This window comes from Aurantimonas sp. DM33-3 (genome assembly GCF_014334315.1).
GTDB lineage: Bacteria > Pseudomonadota > Alphaproteobacteria > Rhizobiales > Rhizobiaceae > Aurantimonas > Aurantimonas coralicida.
In genome coordinates this window covers 62,368-74,922 of record NZ_JACSGS010000013.1, presented here as the reverse complement: position 1 = coordinate 74,922, position 12,555 = coordinate 62,368, and the positions used below count along the sequence as shown (strand labels likewise).

13 protein-coding genes are annotated in these 12,555 nt (G+C 68.0%); 5 read left to right on the top strand and 8 right to left on the bottom strand.

Translation table 11 applies throughout. The annotated features are described in order from the left end of the window. Window positions 1-7: 7 nt before the first annotated feature. A complete protein-coding gene (locus H9Q09_RS16630; protein ID WP_187391951.1) occupies window positions 8-577 on the bottom strand; it encodes a histidine phosphatase family protein in 570 nt (189 codons plus the stop codon). Between the two features lie 222 nt (window positions 578-799). On the opposite strand from H9Q09_RS16630, the gene argB reads away from it, so the two are divergent. Further along, a complete protein-coding gene (gene argB, locus H9Q09_RS16625; RefSeq protein WP_187391950.1) occupies window positions 800-1,702 on the top strand; it encodes an acetylglutamate kinase in 903 nt (300 codons plus the stop codon). Here the strand turns inward: argB and H9Q09_RS16620 are convergent. After that, window positions 1,699-2,913, bottom strand: coding sequence for an MFS transporter (locus H9Q09_RS16620; protein WP_187391949.1), 1,215 nt, complete (start codon window positions 2,911-2,913; stop codon window positions 1,699-1,701). The genes argB and H9Q09_RS16620 overlap by 4 nt on opposite strands. Before the next feature lie 120 nt (window positions 2,914-3,033). Further along, window positions 3,034-3,939, bottom strand: a complete 906-nt coding sequence (locus H9Q09_RS16615) for a DMT family transporter (RefSeq protein ID WP_187391948.1) — start codon at window positions 3,937-3,939, stop codon at window positions 3,034-3,036. Between the two features lie 88 nt (window positions 3,940-4,027). On the opposite strand from H9Q09_RS16615, the gene H9Q09_RS16610 reads away from it, so the two are divergent. After that, window positions 4,028-4,747 (top strand): pyrimidine 5'-nucleotidase, encoded by a 720-nt coding sequence (locus tag H9Q09_RS16610; protein WP_187391947.1) that lies wholly within the window; start codon window positions 4,028-4,030, stop codon window positions 4,745-4,747. A gap of 66 nt (window positions 4,748-4,813) precedes the next feature. Here H9Q09_RS16610 and H9Q09_RS16605 read toward each other — a convergent pair whose 3' ends face one another. The 3 genes from H9Q09_RS16605 to rmuC all read right to left on the bottom strand — a co-directional run bounded on the left by H9Q09_RS16605 (window position 4,814) and on the right by rmuC (window position 8,183). Continuing rightward, on the bottom strand, window positions 4,814-5,122 hold the full coding sequence (locus tag H9Q09_RS16605) for a hypothetical protein (protein ID WP_187391946.1): 309 nt from the start codon (window positions 5,120-5,122) through the stop codon (window positions 4,814-4,816). Window positions 5,123-5,297: 175 nt separating this feature from the next. After that, on the bottom strand, window positions 5,298-6,779 hold the full coding sequence (locus H9Q09_RS16600) for a serine protease (protein WP_230788644.1): 1,482 nt from the start codon (window positions 6,777-6,779) through the stop codon (window positions 5,298-5,300). 222 nt (window positions 6,780-7,001) lie between these two features. Continuing rightward, window positions 7,002-8,183: a DNA recombination protein RmuC gene (gene rmuC, locus H9Q09_RS16595; RefSeq protein ID WP_187391944.1), complete on the bottom strand. Its 1,182-nt coding sequence runs from the start codon at window positions 8,181-8,183 to the stop codon at window positions 7,002-7,004. A 165-nt stretch (window positions 8,184-8,348) separates the two neighbouring features. Between rmuC and def the strand changes: the two genes are divergently transcribed. From def to truA, 3 genes are read left to right on the top strand one after another with little or no spacing between them, the layout of a single operon-like run. Next, a complete protein-coding gene (gene def / locus H9Q09_RS16590) occupies window positions 8,349-8,861 on the top strand; it encodes a peptide deformylase (RefSeq protein ID WP_024351634.1) in 513 nt (170 codons plus the stop codon). Window positions 8,862-8,878: 17 nt separating this feature from the next. Further along, the gene (gene fmt, locus H9Q09_RS16585; protein WP_187391943.1) at window positions 8,879-9,838 is read left to right on the top strand and encodes a methionyl-tRNA formyltransferase; all 960 of its coding nucleotides are present in this window, start codon (window positions 8,879-8,881) and stop codon (window positions 9,836-9,838) included. Next, complete coding sequence (gene truA, locus H9Q09_RS16580; protein WP_187391942.1) at window positions 9,838-10,617, top strand: tRNA pseudouridine(38-40) synthase TruA; 780 nt, start codon at window positions 9,838-9,840, stop codon at window positions 10,615-10,617. Before fmt ends, truA begins: the two co-directional genes overlap by 1 nt. A gap of 7 nt (window positions 10,618-10,624) precedes the next feature. Here truA and H9Q09_RS16575 read toward each other — a convergent pair whose 3' ends face one another. Both H9Q09_RS16575 and dapE read right to left on the bottom strand, forming a co-directional pair. Next, window positions 10,625-11,218: a hypothetical protein gene (locus tag H9Q09_RS16575; protein WP_187391941.1), complete on the bottom strand. Its 594-nt coding sequence runs from the start codon at window positions 11,216-11,218 to the stop codon at window positions 10,625-10,627. Between the two features lie 4 nt (window positions 11,219-11,222). Then, entirely contained in the window at window positions 11,223-12,455 is a 1,233-nt protein-coding gene (gene dapE / locus H9Q09_RS16570) for a succinyl-diaminopimelate desuccinylase (RefSeq protein ID WP_187391940.1), read from the bottom strand. Window positions 12,456-12,555 lie beyond the last annotated feature (100 nt).

Below are 12,555 nucleotides of genomic sequence, written 5' to 3'. Positions count from 1 at the left end.
CCGCCGGTCAGTCGGTGCGGATGCGCCCCTCGACGGTGACGTTGCCGTCTTCGTCAAGGGCGATCACCACGATCTCCCCGGAGGCCGGATAGATTCCGGTCAGCGCAGTGATGTTGACCTGATGGCTGACCAGCGCCGCCTTCCGGCCGGCGGCGTCGAGCTCCGCGAGCCGCGCTTTCAAGGCATCGGTCTGCGCCGCGCCATTGCTTCGGTCGGCGAAGAAGGAATTGAGCTCCGGCGCGGCCATCACCGGACCGAAACCCAGGAGCTCGGCGGTCTCGGTGGACCGGCACCATTGGCTCGCCAGAACCACGTCGATCGCGACGCCGGCCTGGCGCAGCCGGTCGCCGATGCGCCGTGCCTGCGCCCGCCCCTCGTCGGACAGATTGCGCTGGGTCGAACAGTCGCCGAGCGTGAAGGCGGCCGGATCGCCCGTGCCCGGCGCGATGGCATGGCGCATGAGGATGTGGGTGTCCGCGACCCGCGCCGCATCGAAGCCCTCCTGTGCCGACGCACTCCCCGCAGCGCCGAGGAGCACCGGCAGGGAGACAAGGCAGGCGGTCACGGCATTTCGCATGGCGGGCGGCACTCCAGTCGGTTGGGGGACGCTCGGAATTTCGGGCATCGGGCCTAATCCGAAAGGGCGCAGCGCCCCACGATCGCGTGAGGCGGACGACATGCCGCAGCGCCCGACATGGACGACCGGCCGCCATTTCTGTGGCGCCCGGCAGTTTCTCTTGTCGCCAATTCCGGCTAGAAGCCGCCCGCGACGCATCAGCACGGGGTCCGGAGACCGCCCATGAACCATTCCGATCCGCAGCCGGACACCGGCGAGACCCAGGCCCGCCTCCTCGCCGAGGCGCTGCCGTTCATGCAGGCCTACGAGAACAAGACCGTCGTGGTGAAATATGGTGGCCACGCCATGGGCAATGCCGACCTCGGCCAGGCCTTCGCCCGCGACATAGCCCTGCTCAAGCAGTCCGGCGTCAATCCGATCGTCGTGCATGGCGGCGGCCCGCAGATCGGCCGCATGCTCTCCCAGATGGGCATCGAATCGCGCTTCGAGGGCGGGCTCCGGGTCACCGACGAGGAGACGGTGAAGATCGTCGAGATGGTCCTCGCCGGTTCGATCAACAAGGAAATCGTCGCGCTGATCAATGCCGAGGGCGAATGGGCCATCGGCCTGTGCGGCAAGGACGGCAACATGGTCTTCGCCGAAAAGGCCCGCAAGACGGTCGTCGATCCTGATTCCAACATCGAGCGGGTGCTCGATCTCGGATTTGTCGGCGAACCGGTCGAGGTGGACCGCACCCTCCTCGACCTTCTCGCCCGCTCCGAGATGATCCCGGTGATCGCCCCGGTCGCGCCTGGCCGCGACGGCGCCACCTACAACATCAATGCCGATACCTTCGCCGGGGCCATTGCCGGCGCGCTGGAAGCCTCGCGCCTCCTGTTCCTGACCGACGTGCCCGGCGTTCTCGACAAGTCCGGCGAGCTGATCAAGGAGCTTTCGGTCGCCGAGGCCCGCACCCTGATCCGCGACGGCACGATCTCAGGCGGCATGATCCCCAAGGTCGAGACCTGCATCGAGGCGATCGAGAGCGGTGTCGAAGGCGTCGTCATCCTGAACGGCAAGAAGCGTCACGCGGTGCTTCTGGAACTCCTGACCGAGCACGGCGCCGGCACGCTGATCGTCCCCTAGGCGCTGCGGCGGCGCATGGCCCCGCCGCCAGCGCCCGCCTCGCGCGGCCAGCGTTCGCGGATCATCCGCGGCAGGATGCTCGCCGCCGTGACCGCGGCGATGCCGGCAGCCCCGAGGAACATCGCTTCCGGCCCGAAGGCGCTCGAGGCGAAACCGGCGACGAGCGGACCGACGACGCTGCCGACGGCGACCGCCAGCAGGGCTTCCGTGAAGCTCAGCGACGGCATGGAGGGAAACAGTTCCTCCGACCAGAACGCCATCACCGCGCTCATCATCATCACATAGGCGCCCTGCAGCCCGGCCGAGACAACGACGCCGGTCCAGGAATTCGGAGCCAGCGCGATCAATGCCAGCGCGGCGGCCGCGGCGACATGCAGAAGCCGCAGGAGCCAGGGCAGCCCGATCAGCGTCTTGAGCCGCCCCGTCGTCAGGCCGACGAGCCCGAAGATGCCATAGGACAGGAAGACGATGGCCGGGGCGGCGCCTTCCGGAATGCCGGGCAGTCCGCCGGCCTGCTGGATCCGGTCGGCGGCGAAGGAGATGTAGATCGTCGTGGTGATGCCGAAGGACAGGGCGATCCACAGGAGCGGCCGCGCCGGCTCGGCGATCAGCGATTTCCAGCTTCCTTTCCCAGGAGGGCCGGGATCGCCGGCCAGCTCGCGCAGCGCCCCGATATTGCCGGCCAGCGCCATGGCGGCGACCACCGCGAAACCGGCCCAGCCGTAGCGCCACGACAATTCGCCATAGCTGACCATCAGGGCCGTCGCGCCGGCAGCCGCAACGCCGAGGCTGGTTCCGGTGCTGACCATGGAGAGCGTCGCCGGGCGCCGGGCCTCGTCGACCAGCCGATGGACGGCGTTGTTGAACGGCGCCCAGGAGAAGCCGGCGCTGGAGGTAGCAAGGAACACGCCAACGGCCAGCACCCAGGCATTCGGCGCCGCCGCCACGATCCCCATGCCGACCAATGCCGCGAACAAGCCGGACACCACCGGCATGCGCGGACCGGATCGCGCGGTCATCGCGTAGCTGATCAGCAGCCCCAGGAAGAAGCCGAAGAAGCCGATCCCCGAGATCACGCCGGCCATGCCGGTCGACAGGGAGAAGGTCGACTTGAACTCCGCCAGGAACAGGCCGAACCCCATGCGGGCAGGCCCGAAGGTGATGGCGGTCGCCGCGAAGCCTGCCGCGGAAAGCTTGATGAATGGCGTCATGACCTCGCTCCGATCCGGCGAGGAAAAGATCGTGGCCCCGTCACGGTTCCCTTGCGGCCGCTTCGGTTTGCTTCGCTGCGACTTGAACTGCCGCGGCGCTGGCCCGGCGCGAACGCGCTGTCAGGTGGTCGTGCCCAGCAATGTCAGGATGCCGGCGACGATCAGCAGGCAACCCGCCAGCTCCAGCCGGGCGATCTTCTCGCGGAACCAGAACACCGACGAGGCGAAGGTGAAGATCAGTTCGATCTGGCCGAGCGCGCGGACATAGGCGACCTTTTCCAGCGTCATGGCGGTGAACCAGCAGGCCGAGGCCGAGACGCCCACGAGCCCGACCAGCAGCGCCGGCCGCCAGGCCCTGGCGACGGCGACGAGTTCGGCCCGGTCCTTCAGCGCCATCCAGACGAGCATCACGGCGGTCTGGATGCCGGTCGCCCAGACGAGCGTCGTCGCCGCCCGGGCCAGTACGCCGCCCTCCTCCAGCGACAGCGACGCGCCGCGGAAGCAGACGGCCGAGATGCCGAAGAAGGCGCCCGAGGCGATGCCGATCCCCGCCTCGCGCGACAAGAGCGCCCGGCGCAGGCTGGTGCCGCCCTTGCGCCCGGCGATCGAGATCAGCCCGACGCCGAAGGCGCCCGCCAGGATCGCGCCGAAGGCGAGCCAGGAGATCGTCTCGCCGAGGATGATCAGGCCGAAGATCGCCGCCTGCACCGGCTCGGTCTTGGAATAGGCCGTGCCGACCATGAAATTGCGGAAGCCGAACAGATAGACCAGCAGGAAGGTCGCGAGGATCTGGGCGATGCCGCCCGCCGCCACGGCGACGAGAAAGGTCGCGTTCACCCCCGGCAGGGTGGCGCCTCCGACGAGGTCGAGCGCCACGATGTAGAGCACGGCAAAGGGAAAGCCGAAGCCGAAGCGCGCAAAGGTCGCGCCGGTCGAGCCCATCCGGCCCTTCAGCTGTCGCTGCAGCGACGAGCGGAGGTTTTGCAGGAAGGCGGCGGTGATGGTAATCGGAATCCAGAGCGGCACGGGCGATCCGTCAGTTTGTCTTACCGCCCTCGCTCCCCTATTCGGCGACGCTTGGCAAGGCGCCCGACGCTCGAACCTTCCGGACCCCATGACCGCTCACTCGCCGATCCGCCAGACCGCCGATGCCCGCCCGCAGGATTTCGCCCATGTGACGGAGTGGGTCTTCGATCTCGACAACACCCTGTATCCGCGCCACACGAACCTGTTCTCGCAGATCGACCAGCGGATGACGGCCTTCGTCTCGGATTTCCTGACGCTGCCGAAGGACGAGGCGCGGGTGGTGCAGAAGGATTTCTACCGGCGCTACGGCACGACCCTGCGCGGCCTGATGCAGGAGCATGACGTCGATCCCGACGCCTTCCTGCAATATGTCCACGACATCGACTATTCCTGGCTCGCCCCCGACATCGCGCTGGGCGATGAGATCCGCGCATTGCCGGGTCGCAAGTTCATCTTCACCAATGGCGATCGCGGCCATGCCGAACGCGCTGCACGTCAGCTCGGCATTCTCGACCATTTCGAGGACATCTTCGATCTCGTCGCGGCCGGGCTGGTGCCCAAGCCGGCCTCGCAGACCTACGACAAGTTCCTCGGCCTGCACCGGGTCGATGCGGAGCGCGCCGTGATGTTCGAGGACCTGGCGCGCAATCTGGAAGTGCCCAAGGCGCTGGGCATGCGCACGGTGCTGATCGTGCCGCGCAATCTGGAAGAGAGCTTCGGCGATGTCTGGGAACACGAAGGCCGCGACGGCGAGCATATCGACTTCGTCACCGACGACCTGACGACCTTCCTGCGCTCCATCCGCTAGGTGCGATGCAAAAGGGCGACCGGATGAAATCCGATCGCCCTGCCTGCTCGTCACGTGTGACGGGTGTCAGTCGCCGAGAAGCGACCGGTTCGGGCGCGCCAGCCCGGCCTGCCCGTCGGTCGCCGCATCCGCCATGAGGTCGGATTCGGCTTTCCCGCTCTTGGGGCCCTTCTGGTTGGCCTCGAAGATCGCTTCCATCTGCTCGGTGCCGTTGGGCGCCGTGCCGCCCTTCGCCTGCTCGCGCTCGGCCTTGCTCTGCGCATCGAGATCGCTGCGCTCCGCCGGGTGCTTCTCGCCGTCCTTGGCCATGTGCTGCGGCGTGTCGCGATCCTGCTGGTCGCGCATCATCTGAGAGTCCGTGTCGGTCTTCGTCATTGCAATCTCCTGTCCCGGGTCACGGCGCAACGCGCCGGTGATCTTGCTGAAGCAACGCCGCGTCGAGGACGCGGGTTCCGGAACGGCCGGTCAGCACGCACCAACGCAAAATGCCGCCGACGGCAGAGAACCGGCGACGGCATTCTTCATGGATTGCCCGGGAAAGGCCGCGAATTCAGCGACCGACGCAGATGATCGGCAGGACCGAATCCTTGACCGCCGCGGTGGCGTCGGGGACGCTTTCCAGCGGCAGCGAGGCGTCGGCGGTCTCGTAGGCGACGGCGTTGCGGTCGAGGAATGCCACGGCCGCATCGGGGCGGACGGCGAAATTGATCGACTGCGGGATGTCGCCCGTCGCATCGGCGACCGCCACCGCATTCAGCTTGGCGGTGACCACGCCGACGACACGTCCCGCCAGATCGACGAGGGGACCGCCGGAATTGCCCGGCTGCACCGGCGCCGAGATCTGCAGATAGCGCTCGTCATTGGCCAGCCCCAGAAGCGACGAGACGTTGCCGCGGGTCACGTTGAGGGAATCGGCCAGGATCGAACGCAGCGGATAGCCGAGCGCCAGGACGTCCTCGCCCAGACGTGGCTTCGTCACGGACATTGCCAGCGGCTCGCCGACCACACCATCGACCTTGACCAGCGCCAGATCGTTGTCGGTATCGAGGATCGTCTTCGTGGCGACCTGCTGTTCGCCGACGAGCACGCTGGTGCAGGCCCGCACCACATGGGCGTTGGTCAGGAGCCAGCCATCCTCCGAGACGACGAAGCCGCTGCCGGCCATGTCGAATTCCGGCTTCTGGGAAACCGGGGCCGGCGCGGTCTTGGCGGGTGCCGGCGACGGCATCTCGAAGAGGTTCGGCTGCTTCGGATCGACCGAGGCCATCGCATAGCGGGATTCGAAGGCACCGTTGGTGTGGCTGCGGGCCAGCAGCGCCGAGAAGGCGTTCGGCTCGCGCGAAGCGACCAGCGGCGCCTGCGGCTCGCCGGCGAAGGGCTCGAACAGATTGCCGGCCACGGCCACATAGGGCCGCATCACCTTCGCCCGGTCCTTGGCGTAGGACACCGAGAACCCGCGCAGATCGCCGCCCTTTGCGGAGAAGCGCATGACATAGTGATGGTCGCCGGCATTGCCGTCGAGGGTGAACCACTCGCCACCGAACTCGGCATTGGCGACGCTGCGGTCGGGGGTCGGCGTGCTGAGAACGTCGAACAGGCCGCGCAGGGTCTGGCCGGTGCCGGCGATGCGGACGGTCTCGATCTCGACTGTCTTGTCGGCGGCGCGCCACAGGTGGCCGACATCCGTCGGCCCCAGGTCCTCGACGAGACGCATCGGCAACGGCACGCGCTGGCCGGTCACCGCATCGTCGATCAGCGCCATGCCGGTCGCCGCTTCGGCACCATCGGACTTCTGGATCAGGAGACGCAGCATCGCCTCGTCGATGACGCCGTCCGCGACCATGCCGTGCCGGGCCTGAAAATCGCGAATGGCGCGCAGCGAGGATGCCGCGATGTGGCCGTCGAAGGCACCAGCGTAGTCGCCGGTCCAGGACAGGCGGATCTGCAGGCCCTTGCGGAAATCGAGATCGGTCTGGTCGTTGTAGGCGACGGCGAGTTGCGAGCCCTGCGCGCCGAAAGACGGCGTCGCCATGGGCATTGCGCCCAGAGCCAGTACCGTCATCAAAACCCGGGCCGAGCGCCGCATGTCATCCCCCATCATCAACCGGTGACAGACAAGCAACGTAGGATGCGCGAAATCGATCCACGAGTCCTTTACTTTTTCTTAATATGGTTGCGAATGCAATTCTTCCTGCCACTGACGAAAGTTCCGCCAGTAGACATCCGGCCTGTTGCTGTCCGCGTCTGATAGCAGTCAGACGGCGCCCGGTGCCGCGCGTGTCACCGGCCCGGCGGCCGTTCCGTCATCGTCGAGCTCGGCCGCCTCGATCCGCTCGCCGCGCCGCATCAGCTTGTCGGTCGACACCAGAATCTGGTCGATGTCGCGTCCCGCCTGTCCGAAATGCGTGCGCAGCGCCGACACCCGCGCGTCGAGCCGGACGAGATCCTCGCCCAGAAGCCGGACCTCCTTCTGGATGCGCCCCGCCTCGGCCCGCATCCGGGCATCCTTGAGGATCGCCTGCACCACCTGGATCGACAGGAGCAGCAGCGATGGCGAGACGATCACCACCCGCGCCCGGTAGGCCTTCTGGACGATGTCCTCGAAACGCTCGTGCAGTTCGGCGAAGACCGCTTCGGACGGCACGAACAGGAAGGCCGTGTCCTGGGTCTCGCCGGGGATCAGGTATTTGTCGGCGATGGCGCGCACATGCACGTCCATGTCGCGGCGCATCCGGCTGGCGGCGAAGGTCCGCGCCTCGTCGCTCTCGGCCTCGCGCAGGGCCGTGAAGGCCTCCAGCGGAAACTTGGCGTCGATCGCCAGCGACGGCGCGCCGTTCGGCATGCGGATCAGGCAGTCCGGCCGCTTGCCGTTCGAAAGGGTCGCCTGGAAGGAATAGGCGGCCGACGGCAGCGCGTCGGCAACGATCGCCTGCATCCGCCCCTCGCCGAAGGCGCCACGGCTCTGCTTGTTGGACAGGATGTCCTGCAGCCGCACGACCTCGCCGGCAAGCCCGCGGATCTCGCCCTGCGCCCGGTCGATCACCGCCAGCCGTTCGGTCAGGGCGGTAAGCGAGGCGCTGGTGGCCGTGCCGGTCTCGCGGATCGACTGGCCGACGCGGGTGGACAGCCCGTCGAGCCGTTCGGCGAGCGTGCGGGTCAGGTCCGCCTGCCGCGAGCCGATGATCTCGGCCATGGTCTGCATGCGGCCGGTGATCTCGGCCTGGGAGCGCAGCACAGCGTCGAGCCGCTCCGACGCCTCGCTGTCGCTGCGGTCGGCCTGATCGCCCGCCTCCCGCGCGGCACGGCTCGCCCGCCGCCACAGGACGAAGAACAGGGCCGCAAGCCCTGCCAGCAACGCTTCGGCCAGCGTCAGCGGATGATCGCCGAGAAAGATGACGGGAGCCGAGAAGGCTGCGGCGAAGGCGGCGCTGTCCATGACCGAACTCTAGCGGGCGACCCTTAACGAATCGGGACCAAAACGCGAACATAGACCATCCGGCCACGCCTGACGACGGCGGGGCCATCATCCGGGCCTGCGGAAAGCCGGCCTCGGCCTTCATCCGAGATTGACCGGCTTCGTGCCAGCCATTACCTGAACGCCATGACGATCAAGCCCCTCATCATCCTGCCAGACCCGGTTCTGCGCCAGACCTCCAAGCCTGTCGAAACGGTTGACGACCAGGTGCGTCGCCTCGCCGACGACATGCTGGAGACGATGTACGATGCCCCCGGCATCGGCCTTGCCGCGATCCAGATCGGCGAGCCGCTGCGCATGATGGTGATCGACGTCTCCAAGGAAGAGGAGGAGAACGCGCCGCGCATCTTCCTCAATCCGGAGATCCTGACGACCTCCGATGCGGTCAGCGTCTACGAGGAAGGCTGCCTGTCGATCCCGGACTATTACGCCGAGGTCGAACGGCCGGCCGAGGTCACGGTGCGCTATCTCGGCCTCGACGGGAAGATGCACGAGGAAACCGCCGACGGCATCCTGGCGACCTGCGTGCAGCACGAGCTGGACCATCTGAACGGCGTCCTGTTCATCGACCACATCTCCAAGCTGAAGCGCGACATGGTGGTGAAGAAGTTCACCAAGGCCGCCCGCAGGACCGCCTGAGCGACGCGGAGGGGACCATGGCGCTGCGCGTCGTCTTCATGGGAACGCCGGCCTTCTCGGTGCCGACGCTCGCCGCCCTGGCGGCGGCCGGTCACGACATCGCCGCCGTCTACACCCAACCGCCGCGCAAGGCCGGCCGCCGCGGCCTGACGCTGACGCCGTCGCCGGTTCAGCGCGAGGCCGAACGGCTCGGCCTGCCGGTGCGCGCGCCGCTGAACTTCAAGGACCCGGCCGACCGCGAGGCCTTCGCCGCCCTCGACTGCGACGTCGCCGTGGTGGTCGCCTACGGGCTGCTGCTCCCCCAGGCGGTCCTCGACATGCCCCGCCAGGGCTGTCTCAACGGCCACGGCTCGCTGCTGCCGCGCTGGCGCGGTGCCGCGCCGATCCAGCGCGCCATTGAGGCGGGCGATGCCGAAACCGGCATGATGGTCATGCGGATGGAAGCCGGCCTCGACACCGGCCCGGTTGCGCTGACCGCCGAAACCCCGATCGCCGCGACCGACACGACCGCCGAACTGCACGACAGGCTGGCGGAGATCTGCGCGACGCTGATGGTCGAGGCGCTGGACAAGCTCGAAGCGGGCACGCTGGCCTTCGAGGACCAGGATTCGATCGCCGCCCGCACCGGCCGCGCACCGGTCTATGCCGCCAAGATCGACAAGGCCGAGGCGGCGCTCGACTTCACCGGTGACGCGTCCGGCATTGCCCGCAGGATCAACGCCTTTTCGCCCTTCCCCGGCGCCTGGACGATGATGAGCTTCGGCGGCGCGCCCGAACGGGTCAAGTTCCTGCGCGCGGCGGCCGAGCCCGGCGACGGCGCGCCCGGCACGCTTCTCGACGACCGGCTGCTGATCGCCTGCGGGGAAGGCGCGATCCGCATACTCGAACTGCAGCGCGCCGGCGGACGCCGCATGAGCGCCGAAGAGCTTCTCAAGGGAACGCCGGTTCCGGCGGGCGGCCGCGCCGGCGCGGCCTGATGCCCCGTTTCAAGCTGACCATCGAATATGATGGCACGCCCTATTGCGGCTGGCAGCGTCAGAAGACCGACTTGTCGGCGCAGGAAGTGATCGAGACGGCGGTGGCAGGCTTCACCGGCGAAGCGGCGACCCTCTTCGCCGCCGGCCGCACCGATGCCGGCGTCCATGCGAGCGGCCAGGTCGCCCATGTCGATCTGCAGCGCGACTGGGAGCCGGACACGGTGCGCGACGCGCTCAACGCGCATCTGCGTGACGCGCCCATCGCGATCCTGTCGGCCGAGCGGGTGGCCGACGATTTCGACGCCCGCTTCTCGGCCCGCAAGCGCTTCTATCTCTACCGCATCTTCAACCGCCGGGCGCCGACCGCGCTGCTGATCGGCCGGGTCTGGTGGGTGTCGAAGCCGCTCGATGTCGATGCCATGCACGCGGCGGCCCAGCGCCTCGTCGGCACCCACGATTTCGATACGTTCCGCTCCGCCCATTGCCAGGCGAAGAACCCGATCCGCACGCTGGAGCAGCTGGATGTCGTCCGCGGCCCGGGCGAGGAAATCCACATCCACGCCATGGCGCAGTCCTTCCTGCACAACCAGATCCGCTCCTTCGCCGGATCGCTGAAGCTGGTCGGCGAAGGCCGCTGGAGCGAGGCGGACCTCGTCGCCGCGCTGGAAGCCCGCAACCGCAAGCGCTGCGGCCCGGTGGCCCCGCCGGACGGGCTGTATCTGACCCGGGTGGAATACGGCACCGCGCCCAAGCGCACCCTGCCGCCCTATCCGGGCTGAACGCGCGTCAGATCAGCCGGATGCCGGTCAAATCCATCACCGCGCCATAGCTGATCAGCGAGATGACGATCATGCCGATGGTGATGATCGCCGCCCCGGCCATGTCCTTGCCGGTGGCCATGTAGATCAGCCGCACGGTCAGCGCGATGGAGGCGATGGTCACCAGGAGGCCCAGCGCCGAGAGGCCATTGCTGGGCCCGAAGGCGAGCATCAGCAGCCAGTAGGGCGCGAACACCCAGGCAAGCAGCGCCCCGCCCCAGTTCGTCGCCACCACCAGCGGCACGATCTTGCGCGAATAGCCGACGCGCTTGGCGACCAGCATCAGGATGAGGATCGGCAGTGTCCAGGCGAGGAAGTCCGCCAGCGCATGGGCGCCATAGACCGGCACCGCGCCATAGCCCGCCGCCGTGCCGGTGCGCGGCGCCGACGTCTCGAACTCGATCCATGACAGGGCCACGGGCGGCAGCGCCACGAGCATGGCCGAAAACGACTGCCAGAAGCCGTCCGCCGACAGGTCGAGGCGTTTCAGACCTTCGGCGCGCCCGGCCATCAGAAGGGCGACACCGGAAAAGAAGTTCAGCACGTGGTCGAGACTCGGCACCAGATCAGGCGTGGGTGGCAAACCAGCGGGCGATGAAGGTTTCATAGATCCTCGTCAGCGTCTCGAGATCTTCGACGGGCACCCGTTCATTGGACATGTGCATGGTCTTGCCGACAAGCCCGAATTCCACAACCGGGCAAAAGTCCTTGATGAACCGGGCATCCGACGTGCCGCCGGAGGTCGACAATTGCGGCTGGCGGCCGGTGACCGCCTCCACCGCGCCGGACAGCGCCTGCGTCAACGCGTCGTCCCGCGTCAGGAAGGAGTCCGAGGGCCGTGCCCGCCAGACGATCTCGACATTGGCGGCATCCCGGCCCTCCCGGAACCGGCCCGAAGCGGCGGCCGCCTCGATGCGCCGGGTCACTTCGTCCTTGAGGCTGTCCGGCGTCCAGCGGTCGCTGAACCGCACGTTGAAGAACAGGCAGGCCCGCGCAGGAATGACATTGACCGACCCGTTGCCCGTGTCGATGGAGGTGATCTCCAGATTGGAGGCCGGAAATTCCGCCGACCCCGCGTCGAGCGGTTCGTCCATCAGCGCCTCGGCAATGGCCGTGAGGGAGCGCAGCGGATTGTCGGCGAGGTGCGGATAGGCAACATGGCCCTGAACGCCGGTGACCCGCACTTCGGCCGACAGCGACCCGCGCCGGCCGATCTTGATCATGTCGCCCATGGCCGCCGGATTGGTCGGCTCGCCGACGACGCAGGCGTCGAAGCGTTCGCCGCGCGCGCTCGCCCAGTCAAGGAGCTTCATCGTGCCATTGACCGCCGGGCCCTCCTCGTCACCGGTGATCAGCAGCGAGACCTGCCCGGCCGGGCGCCCGGACCGCTGCACATGGCGGGCATAGGCCGCCACGAAGGCCGCGATGCCGCCCTTCATGTCGACGGCGCCCCGGCCATAGAGCTCGCCATCGACGATCGCCGCCGAGAACGGCCCCTCGCGCCAGTCGCTCTCGTCACCCGGCGGCACCACGTCCGTATGTCCGGCAAAGACCAGATGCGGCCCAGAATCTCCGGCGCGGGCGAAGAGATTCTCGACGTCGGGCGTGTCGGTGTCGGAAAATACCGGGCGCTCGATGGCAAAGCCCAGCGGCGCCAGCATCTCTTCCAGCGCGGCAAGCGCCCCGCCTTCGGCGGGCGTCACGGAGGGGCAGCGGATCAGCCGCGTCAGGATCGCGACCGGATCGGTCGCATCATCGTTGCGGGCGGCGGAAACGGGCGGGGAAACAGTGTCGGTCATGGCCCACCGGGATAGATCAGATGATGCCGCAACGCCACCAGCGGCGGCCGTCTTCCCCGATCCGGCTCCGTGCCACGTTTCCGCCGCCTTCGGGACGGAC